Genomic DNA, 21,445 nt, shown 5'->3' on the forward strand with positions numbered 1-21,445 from the left:
AATCCCATTGAATAAAAACGTTAAACCCATTAATGAGTAAATAAAATACACGGGTAATTCGATACTATCTATAAAAAATTGGCAGAATGTTACAGAAATAGCCACAATAGCAAGTATGAGGTTAATTTTACTCAAGATGCTCAAAACGTTGCGCCTCCCTTTATTCCTATTATTCCTGCACCATCCCAAGTTCATTTCCGTCCAAATCTTTGATTGTAAACTTTCGACTCCCATAAGCAGTATCAAATAACTCCTCAACAATTTCAGCTTTATCTTTAAGCTGGTCCCACAAGGCATCAACATCACTTACCTTAAAATTAAACCGTCCTCTTGAAGGGAACTCCTCATTTTCCATAATGGCAAATGTCGCTCCCTTTTCAGTTCCAAAGTGTGCATAGTTTGGATTTTCAGGCGGCCAGGATCCAGTCACCTTAAATCCCAACATATCCTCATACCATTGAATTGCTCTTTCCAAATCCGATACATTTGCTCTGACATGTTCCAAATAAATATTCATAATAACCTCTCCTCATATAAAATAAATTTTTATTAACACTTATTTCCACCATGTACATCCGTTATAGTTCCGGATTGATTGTCAAAATACACCTTCTAGATAACACCCTCATTTTCCCCGAAATCTATTAACCTCTCGTATGGGTCTCCATTCAACCCTAATGCCTTACTAAAAGCCGGCTCCGTTTTCCATCCGCGTTTTTTAAGTCTTAACACTTCTTCTTTCAGTGCTGGATTCTGCTCTAATAGATAGTTTTCAACAATCATATGTAAATACGCATATTGTTTTTTTACCGGTTGGGATTGCCCGAATAACTCAAATTCAAATTCTTTGAAAAAGAAATTCGCTTTAACTACTGGAAAATCCCGAATTACAGTCCTTTTAATTACAAAAGCTTCTTGTTCACCAAACAATGCTTGCATCTTTTTTTCAAACTGGTCAAAATCTCTGACCTCCATAATTATATCCAAGTCAGACCCTTCTACTTCAATACCAATTGGCAACGTGCCACAAAGAATCGGACTATACTCGGATAATCTCTCCATTATACCTAAATCAACTATGGATCTATAGGCAAGCTTTTGATTCTCGTTTCCGACTTGCAGATAATCAATAGTCTCAAACATAATAATTCTCCTGTCACATATCGAGTTTTTTAACTTCCCTAACCAAATCAGAACAAGTATCGGTTATTAACGAAAGAATTTCCAAGGACTTTTTATAGTCATCATCCAATTCCAGAGAGTGTTTTGCACCCGGAATTATAAGACTTTTTATACCTTTAATATTATTTATCTTTTCTATGTTCTCTTCTGAAAATAAATCATCCCTGTCACCGACAACAACATAGCCTGTCGAGTTCTCGATATATTTTATTGTCTTTGGAATTGGCGTCATAAAAAAATGGTGGATGTGCTTTCTGTTTAGCTTTTCGCTTACAATTCCTGCAACAAGTGTTCCTAAACTTTTACTCACAAATATAATTTTTTCATATTCGGCAGCAATTGAGTCTATCGTTTCCAGCGTATCTTCCACCAAATCATCTATCTGATCAGAAGTTAGCGAAGTGTTAGCAGCCTGAAAACCATACGTCAAACTAAGCGTGTCACATCCACTCAATAGGCAAGCTTTTCTTGTATAGTGGAGTAATGGTCCCTGACATGAATATTCCTTACCAGGAAAAAATACAGCCAAACAATCAGATGAGGCTTCATGTTTCAAAAATTGATTTTTTATTGAAACGCCCCATACCGAATTTGTTTCAACAAATGATTGACTTATCAATCTTTTCACATCCCTTATTACCCTCGAATAAATTTTATAAAATATTACCGATAAAAATCCAAAACAGTGGAGGCAAGATAACTATCAAGAATAATCCGCTGAACATATACTTGATAAATTGATATCTATTTACCGCCACTCTTAACTCCCAAAGTCCTAAGGTAATTAAATATAGACCCGTCATAATTGAAACAAGTACAAGTAAAACCATTAACCCGCCCATTCTTTCTCATCCCCCCCAAATATATTGAAAATATTTATAAATTACCTCAGATGCTCATACTGTTTCTCTTCATAAAGACCAGGCAGGTATGCTTCGATTAAATTTCCATCAGGGTCTTTAAACTTAAAATGTGCTTGTCCTCCACCTTCCACAATCTCAACTCCTTGTTCCTGAAGTTGATTCTTGCAGTTTTCAGCATGCTCAGGTGAAATAGACAAGACAGGATGCGTTCCGTTTTCATTGTCAGGAACAGATCCTTCAGCATGTTTTATCAAACAGATAGATGTGTTATTTCCCGGGGTGTTATCAACCCCCAGTACAACCGTATCGCCAAAATCCTTTTGAACTGTACAGCCCAATACTTCATGATACCATTTACGGGATAAGTCCATATCTTTCACTCGAAAATTAACCTGATGTACTCCTTTAAAAATCCCCATTTTCATCGTCCTTCCTGTTTATGATTCCCCTCTATATAAATTAAACAAAAAGCAGCATTTTCCTGCTGCTTTTTGTTTATTCCAAATATGTTTTTCTAAACCCATAGAAAGCACGATAGCCATGAGCTTCATAAAAAGAGCGGGATGAACTGCTTGCAAGCATTTCTATCCTTGTAGTCGGGTACAGGTCATGAACATATTTTAGCAATCGTGTTCCCAGGCCTAACCCTCGAAATTCCTTGTTAATTAGTAATTCACAAATAAATAAACTTATTGCTGTGTCAGTTATGCCTCTAATGTACCCTATAACTTCCTGATCTTCTGTTTCAGCAACAAAAGCTATATTGGAATTTTCCCAAGCTTTCTTTGTATCTTCGTGCTTGGCTGCTAAATTACTCCAGCCTTCTTCTCTATTTAAATCCTGTATTCTTTTAAAATCCGCCTCTTCATACGGTCGGATATAAACTCTAACACTATCTTTCAATTCCATTTCCATATTTTTCTCCTTAATTGAATAGATTGTTCACTTCAAAAAACGCAGCCAGCGGTACCTTTCTTCCTTCCTTATCCCATTTGTGATATTCCTTAAAAACCTGCTTAACGTCATTATTTGCACGAACTTCAACAACATATTTTACAGCAAGATAACTGCGCCAATAATCAAACATGATACTTGTCAGGCTGCCTTCATACGTTTCTTTTCCAAACTCATCCAGTGAATGACCCCCGTATTTCCCTTTAAACATTTCCACCAATTCGTGCTCTGTGTCCGTAATCCCTTTAAATTCTTCCTCACTCAGCATAATTTTCCTCGGCAAATAAAAGCACATCCCTTCCTCAAACCATATGCTGTCCTCCAGCTCATCATCGAAATCATCGACGAATAAATCTGAGTGGTGGGTTAGTTCATGTGCCAGTACCTCAAACAGATGATTCTCAGTCATATTTTCATAAAACATTTCAACCTGATTATTTTTACGTCCTTCCAATTGTTTCAAAAACAACTCTTTCCATCCCTCTAAATCCGGCGAAAAATAGATAGCATTTTCGTTGGTATATGCCGGAGCAAACGTACTGGAAAAAACGGATGTAGCCAATACCTTGCTAGTCCAAACAATTCCTTTTGGCGGATCAACAAGTTCATATTCCGCTTCCAAAATTCGTTGATAGACTTCCAGTTTATCCCTAAATCTTTTAATAATGCCCTCGTATTTCCTATAATCTTCTATACTTTCGAATGCATAAACGTTCTTCATATAATCATCTCCTCCACCCATATTGTATACTGCGCCATTCAGCCAACATATAGAAAAAATGATTAGGAAATGAATTTGGCATAAAAAAATCACTGACCACCCTAATAATTGGTGATCAGTGGATTCTCTCTATTTTTTATAAACAATTTTTTTAACTGTTTCGATGGAAAGACAGTACTCCCTGGCCAAATCTCCAATAGATTCACCACTGTCAAAAGCATTTTTAATAGCAGTATTCCGTTGGTCAATCAACTTCCTGCCGCCAGAGCACGTGCCCCATCCTTGATAATTATCTTTTTTCTTCGGTATATAGACAGTTTCACCCTGAATGTAGTTTTGCAGTTCAACTATCAGTTCCTCAGGCAAAACCTTTTTCGCTTGTATATACGCCATTTTCGCCAGCCCCTTATTCTTGTAATAATCAGTAATAAGGTGCAAAGCCAACTATTAGAAATACGTTTAACGAGGCGATTTTATATATGTGCCCCATGCAAAGCATCGCCATCTAATATTGACTTTGCATGAGGTAAACCAAGTGTAATTGGAGTTTTAGTCATATGTTTTACACCTCCGAAGTTTTTCTATTAATTATTATAGTATCGAAAGCAGGAAATTAATTCAAACCCTGCTTGTTTACTTAAAACTCATCCACCTTTTTTCTCATTTTCCTCTTAAGCTTAAAACTCAACTTATTTGTATACTCCTCATTTTGCGTCAGAAGTTTATACGCTTCCAGTATCGGTACGGTTCGAATTAGGATGTACACACCGATAGCAATAAAAGGGATACAAACTGGATAATAAGTTACAAAATCGCCCGAAGTTATATTTTTTCTTTCCAGCAAAAAAGGTATTCCACCTGCTGCGATAGAACATACAGCAACGATCATTACAGCTGCATACCTCTTCTTACTATTTTCATACCTGGCTGCTAATTCTTTAAGGTAGTTGTGGTCAAACAGCAGAGCCTCTTTCTTAAGTATTTTATATCGATCTTCCTCCAAAATTATCCCTGTCACAACACCCCCGACCCCAATTACAGCAATGATTATGACAGGAATTATATAATTAGCCGGATCCTGTTTAAAAAGGAAGTAAGGTATCGTGGCTAAAATAAGCAGGCTCACTCCAAAAGCAACATATTTGGAGGTTTTACGTTCATGCAGTAAATATCCCTCAGCCATTTCTTTACTTACATAAAAACCTTCCTCATTGTCGCTCTCCGGCTCAACATTATCTTTCAGTAAATAATCAACAGACACTTCAAAGATGTTTCCCATCATCAGAAGTTTTTCAGTTTCGGAAAACCCTGTCCATTTTCCCATTTACTGATCGCCTGTCTTGTCGTGTTTAATTTTTCAGCTAAAGCCTCCTGGGAAAGTCCTTTTTCTTTTCTTAACTTAAAAAGTTTTTCACCAAACGTCATACTCATGACCTCCTTTCTGTATTGACTTAATTGTATGTTAAACATTGCCGGGAGTTCTATATTGCGGGAGATGCACTTTGTCAACTTGCGGTTGCAATTACGTTATATAGTGTATTTTTGAAATTTTTAGACTGTATTTTGAACAACTCTTAATTAATTCAGTAAAATATATATACCCACGAACAAAACAAAGCCAGCTGTGAGTAAAAGAAGAATGGCTGTTGCCTTTCGATTCTCTTGAAATTCACTTATCCCCCAGACTAAAAACATCACTCCAAAAAGTAACTGCATATAAGGCATGATTCCATACTCACCTGTAAATAACATATAACCTGATAATAAAATCACAATAACTGATAGGATAACCCTTATTATTATCATCAATACACCGCACTCCTTTTATTAACTAAATTAAACTAAATCTAAACTTAATTAACCAAAAGGCATTCTCCTCTGTTACCAAGAAGAATGTTATTTCAAACCCTCGGATTTACTTCCCGAGGCCAGCAGATGGAGTGACACCACAAGCAACCCTTGCCTGCTTACAATCCCACCAAACTGTATACATAGGGGATTCCACACCTATGTAGCCCGCGCGTGGCAATCGCTTTTTGGCTTTCTTTCCGATATTAACGGTGCTGTTGATATCTCGCGAAAGCGTTGTACCGCAGTTTACACATGTAAAGCTGCGAATAGATGGTTCTTTCTTCTCCTTATTGCCGCAAACACAACAGGTTTTCGTTGTATCACGTTCATCAATTTTATAATAATGCTTGCCATTTTTTGCTTGCACCCAGTTTAAAATACTGCGAAATTTACCGACAGGTGTTTGATTTAACATCGCCCTTCGCATCGTTCCGTACGTCGCAACATCTGGTGATGGTGTATAGTCACCAATGTAAATGGCATCATAACGCTTTGAAAAATAATGTGCATAACTAAATAACAACGTCTTCATTTGTTCTCGACGCTTCAATTCAGCTTTCACTAAAGCACAATTGAGTCTTTTCCAGCGTTTGCTCGGTTCAAAGTAAGTGACCTTTTCAGTACATACGAGCTTGCTTAGCTTTTCGCATTTGTCCCGTCTGGATTTAATATCATCAATGCGTTTATCCCAATATTTCAGTAAAGCATTCATTGATTTCAATTCGTATGACTTCCCATCACTACCAAGACCCACTGCCAGATTTTTATGATTGGGATCAAACACAATAAACGATTGTTCCTCTACTTGCTCGATTTCTTTGCAGTCTTTTATGGTGAAAATGGCATAATAGGAATTCAAATCTTTTGTAATGCGAAGCGTTTTTATTTCTTCTGTTTCGCTTAGTGCAACACCCTCCACAAGACCTACGTTGATCCAAATAGACTTTTTCGTTTTTTTATCTGTTTTCTTTGCTTCTTTTAATTCCTCGTCTTTTAACCTTCCAAAAGTTATGGAAAGTTCACTGGAATTCACTAATTTGAACCCTTTCTTGGGCTCATCATAATACAACGAAAACCATTTCTTTTTCCAGGAACGATACTTTGGCTTATGATTGGCCAGTTTTTCATCAAAAAAACGGTTGTAGGCATCATTTAATCGTAATGCTGTATTTTTTAAAGGAGATGAATGGACTTTATATAAAAATGGGTTTTCCTTTTTTATTTTGGGTACCTCATTACGCAAATTTCTTCCGGAAAGTAACCTCTTCGCGTTCCCATCTCGATAGTCGTCCTCAACCGCATCAAGCAATTGATTATACAGCCAATTGCACATTCTGGACTGGGAATCTAACAGTTGTCTGTTTTCTTTTGAAACAACCAGTCTGACTTTTTTATTGTACGTAAGCATGTTCGTTGTCCTCAATTGCTTGTTTTACTGTCTGTTGCAGTCTTTTTCGTTTATGACTTCTACTTCCGTACAAACGACTGCTGAAAACGGTTATAATGGAAAGCATGTCTTCAACTAATTCTTGTTCGTATGTATTAGGGTATACGCCAAGCATTTTTGATGCTTCTTCCATTGTATACACTTTATTAACCCCCTTGTGATTTATATATCTACATTATTCGACAAAGCGGATTAACTTACCTGCAAGAAAGTTGTTAATTTTAAATAATTTTGTTTAAACTGTTTTATTGCCCCTCCCGGTACTCTAAACCCATATGTTAATGTTTTGTCGCAACACTTATAATCATAGAAAAACGTTTATAAATGAAAACCATTAAAAAACAGTATAAAACGTATGAATTCCCCAAAAAAGCAATAGAACAAATAATATTAAATATGTAATATCCCTGGTTTGCCTCATTGTATTATAAAAAGATAGCTTATAAATAAAATAAATGATAACAATAACAGTACTGATAAAGACAATAGTAAAAGCTAAGAAATCTCTATTTGTAAATTGAAAATAGATTAGCAGCACAGAGTAAAATACAGCTAATGTTTTTTTAGTGTTTACGTATTGCTTCCCATCGAAAATAACTTCTATTATCGGTGTTTTTTTATCATTATGTTGATCCATATATCCTCCTTTTTAACGACTGTACTACAATGCTAACTCAATATCCTTCAAACCCTATACTAACATAATATTATGAATATTTTTCAAAAAAATAAAAGACAACCAAATAAATGATTGCCTAATTCTGTATCCTGGGGAGACCTTGTGGAGTTTTTCCCTTAACGAGCTTTAGCGTCGCTACTATAAGAAAACTAACAATCACTAATAAAAGCCAAGAACTCACCTTTCCCAGATGTACGAGACTCCATGCTTCGGTTTGATATGGATATTCCCACGCTCCAAAGTACGTTGCGATATTCTCGGCTATCCATATAAAAAAACCAATAAGTACAAAAGAAAGTGCGATTGGCATGCGGTAACGCGTTCCATTAACTTCGTATGCAACCCATGATTGCCAAAAGACGATAATTACAAGTCCGGATAACCACCAGCGGACATCAATCCAATAATGATGGGTGAAAAAATTCAAATAGATTGCAGCTGCAAGCGGGACAACGATTAAAAACGGCGGCCACTTAATCAGTTCAACCTTCAGTCTCCTCCATGCCTGACAAAGATAACTCGCCACACTTGCATACATGAATCCGCTATACAAAGGTACCCCAAAAACTTTGGAATACCCTTCCTCCGGATAAGACCAGGAGCCCATATGCACCTTGAACAGTTCAAGCGCCAGACCGATAAGGTGGAATAACGTGATTACCTTTAGTTCATCCCGTGTTTCAAGACCGGAGCGGGCCATCCATACTTGCATCAGAAGACATATGATGAGCAGCCAGTCATACCGCGGCAGGAAGGGCAACGGCATGATTTGCGTAATCGCCAAAGAAGCAAATATAACGACAGGAAACAGACATGACATGGCCTGCTCCCAGCCAAAACGAACAAGTTGTTTTAGTACTCTCATAATTTGTGCCTTCAACGGTTTTTTCTGATAATCATTTGGAAGACTTAAATTCACGCATAACTCCCCCTTTATGCTTGGGTTTCCTCATCACTTCGGTATTCCAAAATATCCCCTGGCTGACAATCCAATGCCTTGCAAATCGACTCTAACGTTGATAATCGAATCGCTTTTGCCTTTCCGTTTTTCAATATAGAAAGGTTAGCCATTGTAATCCCAACCCGATCGGAAAGTTCTGTCACGCTCATTTTCCTTTTAGCCAGCATCACATCAATATTGATTATAATCGCCATCTTATTCACCTCAGACCGTTAAATCGTTTTCTGATTTGATATCAATTGCCTCTTTTAAGAGCCTTTGAAGAACAGCAGCAAAGACTGCAATTACCATGGAAGCACCAATAATAACCATTCCGATTAAGATGAGACCTGGTGCGTCGTCCCACTCCGCTATCATATAGACGAATGGCAGGCCCACCACATACAAACCACTGATTGTGATGGCACAGTATTTTATCTTCTTTAGAGCTGTTACAGAAATGTTAGAGAAAGCCTGGTTTTTGTCAATATAACTTAAAAGTCTTAATGCCTGATACAATGCAAAGTAAAACGGTATCGCCGCTGCATACATAACAATTAAAATACCAAATACCACATAAGCCAACTCTGACCCCTTGCCCACTTGCTCAAAAGCTTCAAACGCTATTTGAGGCAATAAAAATATACACAAGGCAAGAACCGGGATTCCAATAAGAATAACAGCTATTTTTAAAAAGAGTGTCGATCCACGTTTCATAATAAAAGCACCTCACAAAATTATTTACATATTGATTTTAACACATTATTTATCGTTTTTCAATAAATAATTATTGATTTTATTTATTTTCGGCAAAAAAATAAGCATTCCTCTTACCAGGGAATGCTCTTTTACTTACGACGAAATGGTTAACCCTAAATATTTAATCCAAATATTCCACTCGCTATCCTTATCCAGTTCTAATACTCTCTCGCTGATAACAAAGCTTCTTCAATACCTGTTTCTTAAACGCAATAAATGCGCTATTCAAGTTAAGCGCCCATTAATGCAAAAGCTTTTTTTTAGATTATTAATCCCATTATCTTTAGAGAACAAAAATTATAATTAAAGTAACTATACCTAAACCATATAATACAATTTTCTGGCCTGATTTGCTTTTGTGATAAAAATACACAAATAAAAAATAAATCACAGTAGCTACAAAGTAAAAAAGCAACCCTGAAATCACTTCATCTTTACTATATTCGTAGGCATAAGCTATAAAATAAATTATTACTGACACTATTGATACTAGGCCTATTAAATTTAAAAATTTATGTGTACTCATTCCACCTCTTAATGCCCCCTATCCATCTACAATCTTCTGCAACTCTTCTGGATCTATTTCTCCGCCCATAGATTTACATACAAGTTTTCAACCGTTACCTCAATCATTGATTCTTCTTCCAAATCAACATCTATATCTTCTTCAGGTGGAAACAAATAAAATCCGAATTCATCTCCATTCCGGTATTTTAAACCGGAATAATCGGATTGACTAATTTTATATGATTTACCGCTATACGTTGCTTTTGCTTCTGCACGAAATTCTTCATGTGTGTGATCAACACCCGACACAAGAGTTGCACCACCTAAGCTAAAAGTTCCACTTGATCTAAAAAACACTTCATATTCCGGTCCATTTTTTACAATTACTCTTGAAACATAAATTCGGTTTTCTCCATCATCAAAGAGGACTTTCCCCTTGTTACTCTCCAAATCACTTAGATCGATCTCAACTTTATATTTTCCTTCGACGGCGTGTGCATTATTATGATAATCCTCAACGTCGCTGGCTAAATAACTGATTCCATTTATCCAAACGCCTCCCAATTCACTCAAGAAAACGATCAGTACAGCACCAACAGTAACTATCGCAGCACCAATATATAGCGTGTTTAAGTTTAAACGGATTTTCCCCATTAAAATCCTCCTAGTTAAATCAAATTTAAATTCTCCTTCAAGAGTTCGGATACAATTAATATAGAAAATGAATGTCCACACCTGTCACTTAATTATCAAAACAAGCCGAAAAAGTCAGTTGTAAAAAATAAAAACAGAAATACAACTATAAACCCTAATTGATAAAGAGTTAGAATATAAGCCTTCCGATTTGTTGCATATTTCCACTCCATAATAGCTCTAGCTGTTTCAGATACTACGATAAACATAAGTATTATGAACCATATATCCAAAAACCAAATTCTTTCTGCAGGTTCTTTCAAGCTGTTATAGGTTGATCCGAATAATAGAAGGATTACAGAAGAAATCCTAATGGTGAAATCAATTTTTTTATGCTGGTCATTTACATGGTTATAGGAGAAAAATTTCTTTCTCTCAACTTTTAGCCATTTTCTCATGACTGTATCGGACGCAAAGGATAATATTAAAAAAATTGCCAGCGCAATAACCAATTTCTTCCATATTATTGGTTCTACCATAAAAAAACATCTCCCTTCTTCCACTAAGGTGCATCTATACAATCCACTCCTCCTTGAGGTGATGGTAAAGCAAGCACTTGTTTTGTTATGGCATCCGTTTGTTAAATATAATTTTAATCTTCTACTGGTTTAATCTTGAACCTCATATGGTCTAAATCCCAAACATCTTCATCAACATTTGATTCCACAATCACTAAAAACTTCTCTCCAATTTCATAATCCTCAATGTTTTCAGCAGAGATTTCGTAGATGTTTCCATTTTTTCTTGATTCAGGTGCATTATATTCCTTCATTATAAGTATCTCTTTTTCAACAAGTATCTCTTCAACAGTTCCAGTAAATCTAAATTCTTCATTCCAATCACCCGTATTATCGGCTGCACATCCAACAAATAGCCACACTAGCAACAATAAAATCAATAATGATTTTTTACTATCCAAAACCTTCTCCCCTTAAACATGATCCTTATTCTATGATTCTGCTCCTTTAACTTAGGAAGCGGTTTAACGATCGCACCCTTCAGTTACTGTAAATAAATATCCGCCATGACCTTCATCGATACGAGCGATCCTGTCAACTCCAGTTCTCCACTAAAATCTGAGCTTTCATTGTTAATGCACCCAGCTAAAAGAAAAGCAAACTTAATGCCAGCAATTTAACAAGGTATCTCAAAAAATCATCCCCCTTGATTCTTATTCAACTCCTCTAATTCTTTTTCTATTTCTTCGTTAGAGCTCCGTTCATCTCTTTTATTTGCGGAATTAATCTGTCTTAACTGGTATTTAATGACTTCCAAACTGTAAATAACATATACTGCGAACAATACGCCCCCTAAAACAATCCAGAACACATAATCTCACCCTTCGTCTTTCATTGTTATGTCCGTAACTACAGGTTCCAAGTAAGAAATCACATTAACATTATGCTCATAACAGGCCAGTGAGTAATGCGTGAACTTTTTACCTGGTAAAATATCTTCCAACTGCGATTCCTTATGTACAAAGTCCAAATAATTCGATTTACTGTAAACCCTAAAAGAATCACCCTCGAATTGTTCAGCATCGTTCCAAACAGTAAAATCATCATAGATAACAGAGTAGGTTATATAGTTTGGAAAGTCTATCTGAAACGTCTTAACATTACTGTCAGGATGAGGATAGATAAGCAAATCAGTAACATTCTCACTTGCATTAACAATTATTCGCAGCATTGTTTCCTTTGTTCTTGGTTCTGAAATGTTTTCAAAAGAAAGATGGCTTGCTTTTTCTTTTACTAAATCTTTGAAATTCATAGAAACTCCACCCCCATGATTTAGTTAAAAAAGAAAGAACTGAATATACCAAACAGGAGGATTAATATAATACCACCGAACATAAAGTAACCAATTAGTTTAATCGGTTGTGGAAGCCATCCTCCTTTATCAACAGGAATACCTTCTATCTTATGGAGATGCTCCATTGCGTCATTTATAGGTTTGTCAGGTTCCTCGTTTTCATTTGTCACCTTAGAACCCCTCCCGCAAGGAAATGTCTAAATACTTCACATACTCACCTTCAATTTCCCGGTAAACCCTCACAAAGTTCACATCAAAGGTCGGGTAAGGAGCAAGTTTACTTTCTGCCAGCCTTGCCATATCCTTTAGTTCCTGTTTTGATAATCCGTAACCGGCTTTGCCTAAAGTCATATGTGGCACAAAATCATCAAGTTCAAAGTATTGTTTTACCAAATCTGCAGAAGGCGAAATTGCTCTAACTATATTTTTATGAATTTCCATAAGTTCTGTAGACTTTACACTTAAATACAGTATATCTTCTCCAAAAAATTCCGGCCGGTCCAGTGAAATTTGAAAGGCAGCAAAGTTTTCGCAGACACCTCTAACTTTTTCCAGCCACTTTTCATCCGGAGTTAAACCACCCTGTGCTTTGAGAGTTATATGAGGTTCAACGACCTCATCGATTCGATGATTTTTCCACTTCTGCCTAAACTTGCTTATCTTTTTTAAGTATTCTTCCGGTGGTACAATGCCAATGAAGTATTGCATTTAATCAACTCCCTAAATAACGATGTCTCTTTTTCCAAATCTCCCGTGTCAGTTTCATATTTATTGAATCGATCCATTCCCCTTCAAACTCCAAATCATTTTTATCCACACTATCAAAAACAAAACCAACCTTTTCATAAACGCTTTTTGCACGTGGATTAAAGTCAAAAACACTTAAAGTTAATTGATTCAGTTTCGTATTCATAAAAATATAATCGACCAGTAGTTGCGTAGATTCTTTTCCAAGTCCACGGTCTCTTCCTCTGTGCCCAATTAGTATTCTATAATTCATACTCTCATTTCTCTCATCATACAAATTGACTACTACTTCTCCAACTACGATATTTTGGGATTTATCAACAATGGCCAGATCCAATCGATCAGATTGTTCATTTCTTGTGTGATACCAATTTGTAAACTTTTCTCTATTAAATTCAGATGAGCTTCCCGTATATTTTAAAACGATAGGGTCTTTTACACACTCCTCCATAAAGGGAATGTCATCATTCTTAAATGGGCTCAGAATTACTTTATCCCCCATTATTACTGGCTTATTGCTTAAATCTATCATTTATATTTCACCCCTATGTTTTGTCTGGTTGTCTATTATTTATACCCCTCTATATTCGCAGGTTTACCGGCTTCAACCACTTCCGCAATATACCTGAAGCTATCCGGCTGTGTTCCATCAAGGTCATATAAATCATACATCTTAGCCAAATCCCCACTTGACAGTGATTGCCCGTTCAAGCGGTGTTTATCAGGATCTTTTGCGATTGCAGCATTGCCCCGCCCCAGGAAACGAGGTGTCTCTGAAATAGCGAAATGTGGATCTTTCTTTATTCCGTCCTGCCAGTTTTCCTCTGTAACGTCAAACTCCTCCAGCATGATTTCCGAGCGCATCCAACCGGGAGTAACAGATAGGGCTGTGCATTCATATGGTGACAATTCATGTGACAGGGCTTTTGCCATTCGAATAACCGAGCTTTTCGACAGATCATAAAAGAACGGCTGACGATACATGCTGTTGTTAAATTCCTCGGTACCGTCCGTCACCTCAATGACAAGTCCTCCCTTATTCTTGATAAGCAAGGGCAGTGTGTAATGGCTAGTCACGATATGTGTGTCAATTGCCAGTCGCAGTATCCGCATGCCTTTTTCCAAATCATGCTCCCAAACGGGTTTCCCCCATTCGACCAGATACTCGCTTCCCCAGATATCGTTGACAAGTATGTCCAGTCTGCCATATTCCGCTTCGATTTGATCAATAAGGGCTTTTACCTGATCATATTCCAGATGGTCAACCTTCATCGCAATTCCAGTACCACCCAGTTCATTAACCAGTTCCGCTGTTTCTTCAATCGTCTCCGGTCGCCCATATTCAGAAGTTTCGTTACGTGTCGTGCGGCCGGTAACGATAACCGTTGCCCCTGCAGCACCAAGTTCCATTGCAATGCCGCGTCCTGCCCCCCTTGTTCCTCCTGCTACCAGAGCCACTCTCCCTGCTAAAGAATTCATTTCACTCCACTTCCCCTCGTTAATAATAAAAAAGCATGATACCACAATTGGTGTCATGCTGAAGTATTTCCTAGCGGTTTAGTAGTTTTGCTTTTCGGTTATTTAAATTTAGTCTCTAATTATTCCAGAAATCGAGCCTTTAATAACCTCTTTTCCTATTTGGTTCGTAAATACCGACTTCATTGCGACCTTTTTAAACCCATCAGCCTGTTCAACATAAGTAATAGTTAATTCACATGTAATTGTATCACCGGTAAATACCGGTCGGACAAATTCATTATTAATCTCTCTGGCGATGTAGTTTAAATCACCGCCAATCTTTGTTGCGATACTTGCCGTAAATAGCCCCTGTACCATTATTCGGCCGTTTTCATCAGGTTCCACATGATGCTTTCCCTGATCGCCGGAAATACGGCCAAACTCCAGAACTTCTTCCTTTGTGAACGTTCTTTCCCATGTAAAAACATCACCATTTTTAATCAATTATCTTCCCCCTTTGAATATTACTTTCGACAAATTAAGGGGAGATTCCTTTATTAATACTTATCAATCGTCACGCCCAACACAGAAGCCCTGACAAATTCCATATCCTGAAAGCGCTCCAATTCACTAGGTGTCCCGGTTACCACCGCTCCGCTGATAGTAGTATCTTCTTTCGCATTTTTGTCGTACGGGAATTTTTCTGACACCGGGAACCCATACGCATCTTCCCCACGTTTTACTTTATCCTTATCATACTCCCATTCTTCCTCTAATTGTTTCAGTTCCTTTTCAATTGTTTTATTGAGCCATAACCAGTCCACACTCTCATAACCAAGCAATTCTCCCAATTCTTCCTGAGTTTTAGGTTCTTTGAAGGAAAGTGCTACTTCAACCAGTGTGTTCTCATCCAGACCGGTGGCAATTTCCAGTTCCTGTGGCAAAATATTATAGCTGACTCCCGGAAAATAAAAGTCAATTTCACGCTCATTATTAAACTTGTTATAACGAACAACCCTTTTATCCCCATTAGTTAATTTGGACATTTCCATCATCCCGCTGCCCTGATCAATTACCTCAACATCGCCAATAGCCGGATATTTTTTTGTCACGGTGTCCCAGACAATTCTCCTGTCGCCAATTGTCTTAAAATAAGTTGTTTTGCCAATTACACTGAATAGGTTATGATGATATCTTGTACCACTGGTGATTAATGCCCCCTGCTGATAGCCCTCTTTTAACAATTCGTCATTCTGTGCCTGCTCTTTTTCGATTTTTTTATTCGTCAGATACTCACCGCCACTATAGATAAGCATACTAAATACTACCAGCGTGATGATAGAAATCGCCGTATATAACACGATTTGCTTCCACTTCGTTCGCTTAACTGATTTCTGAAAAGAAGGATCGGTCGTGAAATCAATATCCGGGTTCTGGTTGGAATTCTTTTTATCGTCCATCATTTGCCTCCTCATACAGTTTGACTAACTTCTTTCTTGCGCGGAATAAATTCGTTTTTATCGAACTGATGCTCATGCCCAGTAACTTTGAAATCTCGTCATACGAAAGTTCAGATTCATATTTCAGTAAAAGAAGTTCCCTAAATCGCGGTTTCAATTTATTCAATAGTAGATGAAGTTCTTCCTTGCGTTCGTTTTCCAAAATAACTGCTTCCGGCATTTCGTCAGATTCACTTTCCCTAATATTTTCTTTCAGATTGAATATGTATTTTTTATCCTTGCGGCGTTGATCATAATAAAAATTCAATGCCACCCGAATCAGCCAGCTCCGTACTTTGGAGGAACGAATGGAATCGGAATATCTCAGGTATTTGTATGCTGTTTCCTGTACTGCATCCTCCGCATCTTTATGAGGAACGCCTTTTTTCACTAAGTACCGGTAAACAATATTCAGCTCATTATTCAGTTCATCGTTTTGTGTATGATTTCCCATGTCCCTCCCCCTGTGCCTATAAGACGTATGAATCGGTAGAAAGTTTACAACTGGAATATATTTTATCATGAAAAAAACTGCAACTTTTAAAAGTTGCAGTTTCCAGAGTATATATTCTCCTATTTCTCCTTCGCCATCACGAGCGCCGGATCCAGCCCGTTGCTTTCGATGACAATTGCAGTCAGTCCATTCTCTGTTTTAGCCTCATGCCACTCGTTCTTCTCCCAATAAACAGTATCCCCAGTCTCTACAGGGAAAAAATCAACACTGTTTCCACGCACAAAACCCTCACCAGCTGTAATTACCATCAACTGAGGCACTACCGCCTGATGATATCCAATATTCCCCTTCTCCTCGAGTTGCACATACCCCACGTGTGCACCTTCCTCTGTTTGCAGGATGCGTGACATGGTGAAGTCTGAGTCGAATCTAGTAATGTTTCTCCCATGTTCCTGACTAAATTGGTAGATTTTCATCAAAGTCTCCTCTCGTTCCTTATACCCCGGGGGCAACCAGTTCCACTTTGATCCGGTCCGGGTCCTCAAAATAAACAGCATAATAATCCTTTCCACCGGCAAAAGGATGTTTATCCGGGTAAAGAATATTTACGCCGTAGCTCCTCAGTTCCTCAGCCACCTGATCAACATGCTTTCGTGAACGAGCATGAAAGGCAAGATGGTTTAATCCCACGCGGCATCTGTGATAAGGAATATCCAGAAACCTTTCCTCGGCCTGTACAAAAACGATATATGTTTCATCTATTTTCCAGCTTTGACCACTTTTCCATTCCTGGTACTTAGAATAACCTAAATCCTCAAGCAACCAACTCCAGAATTCTACCGATCTCTTTAAATCCGAAACATACAGTTCAATGTGATGTAACCCTTTCAGCATAGTCGTTCCTCCCACAAGCAATATCTATTCTGCGACGATTTTCTCACCATCTTTTGAAATGGCTTCAAAAGTATAAGGCCCTAAACCATCCTTCATCTTTAAAAGAAAAAATCGATTACCGTTTATTGGGATAAAAGAGATATTATTATAATTCTTCTTCTCAGTTTCTATATGGATTTTTTCCACATTAGGATTTGTAATCATTCCAAAGTAATAAGTAATGTGCTCTCCATCTGGTTTAGATACTCCAGATGTCCCCCAAGTAATTCCTTTATATTCTTTAGCAGGTGGATAATAGGTGTTCGCCAATACACCAGGTTGGTCACTATTATCAACAAGCTTCCATGATCCCAGCCAATTTTGCTCAAGTCTGCCGGCAAACACGGTATGCCTGTTTCTGAAAAACGTTAACCACTCATCACCCACCTTCCTCACACCATATATTTCTTCTATAGAAGGCGTCCGGGAATTCGTGATATGAAATACATCTTCAGTGGTGGGAGTTTGCTGATGGTTATATATGAGAAACATAACAATGAATAGACTCACTAAAGCAATTCCAATTACAATTTTTTTAATAAAAACACTCCCCCTTTAAAACAGTGAGGTTCATTCATTAAGACAACTGATTGGTGTAAAAAATTTAAAATATTCCACCTTTAATTATCCCATTAAGGCTGCTGGATAACAAGAGCGCCTTGACAGTTAAAGAAGAAGTGGAAAATGGCAAACTAAAAATTCTGTCTCACTCAGAAGAGCTCGAGCCAATATATTCCCATATGTTAATTAAAAAGAAAAAATGGCTGATGCCAGCGGTGGAGACTTTTGTTGAAGTTGTTCTAAATTCTGTTGGTGAATCTGATTTACAGGCTACCCGTTAACTCAAATTGGTATCGTTATTTCTCTTAACAGCAAATCTTCTGAGCAGAAAACAAACCAGGTACGCAATACAGGTTAATCCGAACAAAGCGAAAATACCGGGTGTAAAGACTAAAAACGCGCTTATCGGCAGCGACCATAAAAATGCGATAAACATAAAAATATACTGTGACGAAAATGAACCAAGGACTGCCAAACAAGCAGGTAATAATAGCATCATAAAGGTGTTCATTGCCGGTTCATATTCTTCAAATGCCGAATATGGATTATAAAATTTCATTATGATCCATAAGATTATACTGGCAATGCCTGCGATTACCCCCAGGATTTTTGCAGTTTTAACCATTGTTAATCACTCCTGCTTTCATATCTTTTGTATATCTTTTACCGTTAATCCAATTTCACAAACGAAACTAAATCACAAAACCATGCTTTAACTAAGATACATTTAATAGCCTCCCCTGAAAGTGTAATTTTTAGAGAATTTTTTCAAACCTCCCCTCTGATATTGTCATTGTTAACCATAATTATAATACCTCTTCAATTTTATGCAATTACGATTGTTAAATATTTCTAATATTGCTAAAATAAATTCCAGAGAGGTGACTGTAGATGAACGTTTCCGAGCAAAACCAATCCGTTGTTTTCATCACCGGTGCATCAGGCGGATTCGGTCTTTTGATAAGCCTGGCACTTGCTGAAGCAGGGTATTTTGTCGTGGCTACGATGCGGAATTTATCAAAAAAAGAAAGACTACTGGGAAAAGCACTGGAAAAGGGCGTCAAAACTAACATTGAATGCATCGAGTTAGACGTAACCAAACAAGATAAAATTGCTTCCGTGATTCCAGAGGTTATTGATCGTTTCGGGTCTATTGATGTACTCATTAACAATGCAGGATACGCAGCGGGTGGGTTTACGGAGGAATTGTCACTTGAAGATTGGCGCCAACAGTTTGAAACGAACTTCTTTGGATTGGTTGCCGTAACAAAAGCCGTTATCCCTCATATGAGAAAGCAACAGCGTGGTACTATCATCAATCTTTCCAGCATTAGCGGCAGGATGGCACTCCCTGGCCTTGGTCCTTATTCTGCATCCAAACACGCGGTTGAAGGATTCAGTGAGTCACTAAGGCTGGAATTGCTGCCATTTGGTATTCATGTTGTACTAATTGAGCCAGGTTCCTATCTAACGGATATTTGGTCAAAAGGAATGGAAGCATTTCATGTCGATTCGGAATCTCCATATAAAGAGAAAACCGAAACACTAATGAAAATCGTGAACCACATCGCAAAAACAGCCGATGACCCTGAAGACGTCGTCCGACTGATTGTTGAGGTGGTTCAAAAAGACAATCCAGATCTTCGTTATCCAGTTGGTAAAGGTGTAAAAAGCCAGATACGTATGAAAAGTTTATTGCCATGGAGATGGGTGGAGCGTACAATTTTGAAAAAAGTCCGTCCGAGGAAATAATACTATTGATAAATAATACAATTGGTTTATATAAGGGGGGCAAAAATGTGAAAAAAATATTATTTTTATTATCATTAGTTTTTATGGTGCTTACCGGATGTGATTTTGGTAATGATGAATTAACTTATGAGAATGTTAATTTAGAAAAAACAAATGGGGATGTAAAAACATTTATTAATCGAATGGAAACAAAAGAAGATGGAACTGGAAATGGTATTTATATGTTCAATGACACCGATAAAAGGTACTATTTATATCTCAGCCAAGAATTTTTGGATAACGGTAAACACTTTGGAAAAATAGATATTAAGACAGAAGAAAGTTCACTTAACATCTATTTAAGCGATGATTCGGAAGGTGAAAAAGTAATCAATAAGTATAAAGTATATGAAATTAAATTAGATAAACAATATAAAATTATTAAGGTTTTTAAAAATGGTGAAGAAACTCATTTCCAAACAATAGGAGCTTGATAATTTAAGTGAAATTAGCAAACTAAACAGGTTATTTAAGGGAGTAGAGATTTTATGTTTTTTATAATAGTTTTTAGTCTAATTATTGGATTAATAACCGTATACCAATATAGAAATAAACCAAGTAATTCTTTAATATTATTTGGAATTCTTTGTGTGGTTGCTGGCGGGTCCTTAATAAATTTTACCGAATCATTATGGTCACTTATAGGATTACCGCTTTTAATAACAGGATTCTGTTTTGGGGTTTATGGTATTAGTGTCAGTGAAATCCAATAAAATAATAGTAACATAGACTATGCAAAAAGGATTACTAGTTTAGATATGCCGAGGAAATAACTAAACGAAAAGAATGGCTCCGAATTAACGGTATTTCACTGCATGTGATTGGATAAAAAAGCAACAAATGCTTAGGAAATGCTTCTGATCCTTAAGATCATGAAAGTATGAAGAGCAAGGCTCCTATGTTTTTTAGTTAGATTACAATTTCCTGCACTCTGCCTACCATTCCGTTCTCCAGCATAACCTTAATGCCATGCGGATGTGAAGCAGAATTTGTCAATATTTTTGACACTATACCTTCTGTTAATTTTCCGGTGCGTTGGTCCTGCTTTTGTACAACACGCACTTTTTGCCCTTGTTTTATATTTTCTCTTAATGTTCCTGCCATGTGATTTGTCTCCTTGAGTTGGATTTATAAAAAATAATTCCTCATAAATGGCATACCCAACAAGGCACACCATAATAAATCGAACATTTGTTTGCATTTTGCTATTAATCTACAAAACTGTGTGGTAAAATATACACAGCAACTACATAGTATAGTGGGCGGTTGGCCATCTTCCTTATAGAAGGGAGGTGGTAGGATGACGACATATGAAGCATTAAGTTTAGTAGCGCAATTTAGTTTATCACTAATAGCGTCACTGACACTGATTGTAACTATTGTCGTCTACCTGCAAAAAAAAGAAGTAACCGCCCCATGACCAGTGCGATTACTTCCTTTGACTTGAACACCAAAAATGGTCAGCCGCTCTTTATGCGGACTGTAGTTGCCGGTGCCGGGCAGTTCGTGCTGCTCGGTACCTTTTCTTATTATTAGTATAAGTTGATTAGGTTATACTGTCAATTTGTTAGGGGAATTTAAAATAACTCTCTAT

At 37.2% G+C, this 21,445-nt stretch carries 32 protein-coding genes and 2 pseudogenes; 4 read left to right on the forward strand and 30 right to left on the reverse strand.

The annotated features are described in order from the left end of the window. Window positions 1–169: 169 nt before the first annotated feature. From G6R02_RS13395 to G6R02_RS13530, 28 genes and pseudogenes are all read right to left on the reverse strand, one after another. Entirely contained in the window at window positions 170–517 is a 348-nt protein-coding gene (locus G6R02_RS13395; protein WP_164669734.1) for a VOC family protein, read from the reverse strand. Between the two features lie 95 nt (window positions 518–612). Continuing rightward, window positions 613–1,143: a DUF4269 domain-containing protein gene (locus G6R02_RS13400; protein ID WP_164669735.1), complete on the reverse strand. Its 531-nt coding sequence runs from the start codon at window positions 1,141–1,143 to the stop codon at window positions 613–615. 13 nt (window positions 1,144–1,156) lie between these two features. Continuing rightward, a complete protein-coding gene (locus G6R02_RS13405; RefSeq protein ID WP_164669736.1) occupies window positions 1,157–1,801 on the reverse strand; it encodes a hypothetical protein in 645 nt (214 codons plus the stop codon). Between the two features lie 264 nt (window positions 1,802–2,065). Continuing rightward, a complete protein-coding gene (locus tag G6R02_RS13410) occupies window positions 2,066–2,464 on the reverse strand; it encodes a VOC family protein (RefSeq protein WP_164669737.1) in 399 nt (132 codons plus the stop codon). Between the two features lie 76 nt (window positions 2,465–2,540). After that, the gene (locus tag G6R02_RS13415) at window positions 2,541–2,960 is read right to left on the reverse strand and encodes a GNAT family N-acetyltransferase (protein ID WP_164669738.1); all 420 of its coding nucleotides are present in this window, start codon (window positions 2,958–2,960) and stop codon (window positions 2,541–2,543) included. A gap of 10 nt (window positions 2,961–2,970) precedes the next feature. Next, complete coding sequence (locus G6R02_RS13420; RefSeq protein ID WP_164669739.1) at window positions 2,971–3,720, reverse strand: hypothetical protein; 750 nt, start codon at window positions 3,718–3,720, stop codon at window positions 2,971–2,973. 129 nt (window positions 3,721–3,849) lie between these two features. Further along, window positions 3,850–4,113 (reverse strand): CD3324 family protein, encoded by a 264-nt coding sequence (locus G6R02_RS13425; protein ID WP_164669740.1) that lies wholly within the window; start codon window positions 4,111–4,113, stop codon window positions 3,850–3,852. 244 nt (window positions 4,114–4,357) lie between these two features. Next, window positions 4,358–5,145 (reverse strand): annotated as a pseudogene (locus G6R02_RS13430) (helix-turn-helix domain-containing protein). Window positions 5,146–5,298: 153 nt separating this feature from the next. Next, on the reverse strand, window positions 5,299–5,526 hold the full coding sequence (locus G6R02_RS13435) for a YczI family protein (protein WP_281347123.1): 228 nt from the start codon (window positions 5,524–5,526) through the stop codon (window positions 5,299–5,301). Between the two features lie 109 nt (window positions 5,527–5,635). Beyond that, window positions 5,636–6,979: an RNA-guided endonuclease InsQ/TnpB family protein gene (locus G6R02_RS13440; protein WP_164669742.1), complete on the reverse strand. Its 1,344-nt coding sequence runs from the start codon at window positions 6,977–6,979 to the stop codon at window positions 5,636–5,638. After that, complete coding sequence (locus G6R02_RS13445) at window positions 6,963–7,160, reverse strand: hypothetical protein (RefSeq protein ID WP_164669743.1); 198 nt, start codon at window positions 7,158–7,160, stop codon at window positions 6,963–6,965. Before G6R02_RS13445 ends, G6R02_RS13440 begins: the two co-directional genes overlap by 17 nt. A gap of 613 nt (window positions 7,161–7,773) precedes the next feature. Beyond that, entirely contained in the window at window positions 7,774–8,562 is a 789-nt protein-coding gene (locus G6R02_RS13450; RefSeq protein ID WP_164670417.1) for a DUF817 domain-containing protein, read from the reverse strand. 68 nt (window positions 8,563–8,630) lie between these two features. Further along, window positions 8,631–8,852 (reverse strand): helix-turn-helix domain-containing protein, encoded by a 222-nt coding sequence (locus G6R02_RS13455; RefSeq protein ID WP_164669744.1) that lies wholly within the window; start codon window positions 8,850–8,852, stop codon window positions 8,631–8,633. 10 nt (window positions 8,853–8,862) lie between these two features. Continuing rightward, window positions 8,863–9,354, reverse strand: coding sequence for a DUF2975 domain-containing protein (locus G6R02_RS13460; protein WP_164669745.1), 492 nt, complete (start codon window positions 9,352–9,354; stop codon window positions 8,863–8,865). 621 nt (window positions 9,355–9,975) lie between these two features. Next, on the reverse strand, window positions 9,976–10,557 hold the full coding sequence (locus G6R02_RS13465; RefSeq protein WP_164669746.1) for a hypothetical protein: 582 nt from the start codon (window positions 10,555–10,557) through the stop codon (window positions 9,976–9,978). A gap of 95 nt (window positions 10,558–10,652) precedes the next feature. After that, window positions 10,653–11,075, reverse strand: coding sequence for a DUF4181 domain-containing protein (locus G6R02_RS13470; RefSeq protein WP_164669747.1), 423 nt, complete (start codon window positions 11,073–11,075; stop codon window positions 10,653–10,655). A gap of 113 nt (window positions 11,076–11,188) precedes the next feature. Further along, window positions 11,189–11,515 (reverse strand): hypothetical protein, encoded by a 327-nt coding sequence (locus G6R02_RS13475; protein ID WP_164669748.1) that lies wholly within the window; start codon window positions 11,513–11,515, stop codon window positions 11,189–11,191. Between the two features lie 416 nt (window positions 11,516–11,931). Further along, the gene (locus G6R02_RS13480) at window positions 11,932–12,366 is read right to left on the reverse strand and encodes a hypothetical protein (RefSeq protein ID WP_164669749.1); all 435 of its coding nucleotides are present in this window, start codon (window positions 12,364–12,366) and stop codon (window positions 11,932–11,934) included. A 20-nt stretch (window positions 12,367–12,386) separates the two neighbouring features. Next, complete coding sequence (locus G6R02_RS13485; protein WP_164667198.1) at window positions 12,387–12,578, reverse strand: hypothetical protein; 192 nt, start codon at window positions 12,576–12,578, stop codon at window positions 12,387–12,389. 1 nt (window position 12,579) lies between these two features. Next, window positions 12,580–13,116 (reverse strand): 2'-5' RNA ligase family protein, encoded by a 537-nt coding sequence (locus tag G6R02_RS13490; RefSeq protein WP_164669750.1) that lies wholly within the window; start codon window positions 13,114–13,116, stop codon window positions 12,580–12,582. Window positions 13,117–13,120: 4 nt separating this feature from the next. Further along, window positions 13,121–13,687, reverse strand: a complete 567-nt coding sequence (locus G6R02_RS13495) for a GNAT family N-acetyltransferase (protein ID WP_164669751.1) — start codon at window positions 13,685–13,687, stop codon at window positions 13,121–13,123. A 35-nt stretch (window positions 13,688–13,722) separates the two neighbouring features. Beyond that, window positions 13,723–14,634 carry an SDR family oxidoreductase gene (locus G6R02_RS13500; RefSeq protein ID WP_164669752.1) on the reverse strand — a complete coding sequence of 304 codons (912 nt, stop codon included), beginning with the start codon at window positions 14,632–14,634 and terminating at the stop codon, window positions 13,723–13,725. A 108-nt stretch (window positions 14,635–14,742) separates the two neighbouring features. After that, window positions 14,743–15,117 (reverse strand): hotdog family protein, encoded by a 375-nt coding sequence (locus tag G6R02_RS13505; protein WP_164669753.1) that lies wholly within the window; start codon window positions 15,115–15,117, stop codon window positions 14,743–14,745. A 53-nt stretch (window positions 15,118–15,170) separates the two neighbouring features. Next, window positions 15,171–16,073 carry an anti sigma factor C-terminal domain-containing protein gene (locus tag G6R02_RS13510; protein WP_164669754.1) on the reverse strand — a complete coding sequence of 301 codons (903 nt, stop codon included), beginning with the start codon at window positions 16,071–16,073 and terminating at the stop codon, window positions 15,171–15,173. Next, window positions 16,063–16,566, reverse strand: a complete 504-nt coding sequence (locus G6R02_RS13515) for an RNA polymerase sigma factor (protein WP_164669755.1) — start codon at window positions 16,564–16,566, stop codon at window positions 16,063–16,065. The genes G6R02_RS13510 and G6R02_RS13515 overlap by 11 nt, the downstream gene beginning before the upstream one ends. A 119-nt stretch (window positions 16,567–16,685) precedes the next feature. After that, window positions 16,686–16,940 (reverse strand): cupin domain-containing protein, encoded by a 255-nt coding sequence (locus G6R02_RS13520; protein ID WP_343032919.1) that lies wholly within the window; start codon window positions 16,938–16,940, stop codon window positions 16,686–16,688. 121 nt (window positions 16,941–17,061) lie between these two features. Then, window positions 17,062–17,460, reverse strand: a complete 399-nt coding sequence (locus G6R02_RS13525) for a VOC family protein (protein WP_164669757.1) — start codon at window positions 17,458–17,460, stop codon at window positions 17,062–17,064. 24 nt (window positions 17,461–17,484) lie between these two features. Further along, window positions 17,485–17,886 (reverse strand): hypothetical protein, encoded by a 402-nt coding sequence (locus tag G6R02_RS13530; protein WP_164669758.1) that lies wholly within the window; start codon window positions 17,884–17,886, stop codon window positions 17,485–17,487. 272 nt (window positions 17,887–18,158) lie between these two features. Between G6R02_RS13530 and G6R02_RS13535 the strand changes: the two are divergent. Further along, a pseudogene (locus tag G6R02_RS13535) lies at window positions 18,159–18,341 on the forward strand (LysR family transcriptional regulator); the annotation flags it as partial. Here G6R02_RS13535 and G6R02_RS13540 read toward each other — a convergent pair. Then, window positions 18,338–18,685, reverse strand: coding sequence for a hypothetical protein (locus G6R02_RS13540; protein WP_164669759.1), 348 nt, complete (start codon window positions 18,683–18,685; stop codon window positions 18,338–18,340). The pseudogene G6R02_RS13535 and the gene G6R02_RS13540 sit on opposite strands and share 4 nt — an antisense overlap. 266 nt (window positions 18,686–18,951) lie before the next feature. Between G6R02_RS13540 and G6R02_RS13545 the strand changes: the two genes are divergently transcribed. Both G6R02_RS13545 and G6R02_RS13550 read left to right on the forward strand, forming a co-directional pair. Next, the gene (locus tag G6R02_RS13545; protein ID WP_164669760.1) at window positions 18,952–19,812 is read left to right on the forward strand and encodes an SDR family oxidoreductase; all 861 of its coding nucleotides are present in this window, start codon (window positions 18,952–18,954) and stop codon (window positions 19,810–19,812) included. A gap of 47 nt (window positions 19,813–19,859) precedes the next feature. Continuing rightward, window positions 19,860–20,285, forward strand: a complete 426-nt coding sequence (locus G6R02_RS13550) for a membrane lipoprotein lipid attachment site-containing protein (protein WP_164669761.1) — start codon at window positions 19,860–19,862, stop codon at window positions 20,283–20,285. Window positions 20,286–20,760: 475 nt separating this feature from the next. Here the strand turns inward: G6R02_RS13550 and G6R02_RS13555 are convergent, their stop codons facing one another. After that, window positions 20,761–20,955 (reverse strand): YwbE family protein, encoded by a 195-nt coding sequence (locus G6R02_RS13555; protein WP_164669762.1) that lies wholly within the window; start codon window positions 20,953–20,955, stop codon window positions 20,761–20,763. A gap of 196 nt (window positions 20,956–21,151) precedes the next feature. Here G6R02_RS13555 and G6R02_RS20125 point away from each other — a divergent pair, with 196 nt between their 5' ends. Next, window positions 21,152–21,271, forward strand: a complete 120-nt coding sequence (locus G6R02_RS20125; protein WP_246202565.1) for a putative holin-like toxin — start codon at window positions 21,152–21,154, stop codon at window positions 21,269–21,271. Window positions 21,272–21,445: the final 174 nt, after the last annotated feature.

Source organism: Virgibacillus doumboii, assembly GCF_902806455.1.
GTDB classification, from domain to species: Bacteria; Bacillota; Bacilli; order Bacillales; family Amphibacillaceae; genus Lentibacillus; species Lentibacillus doumboii.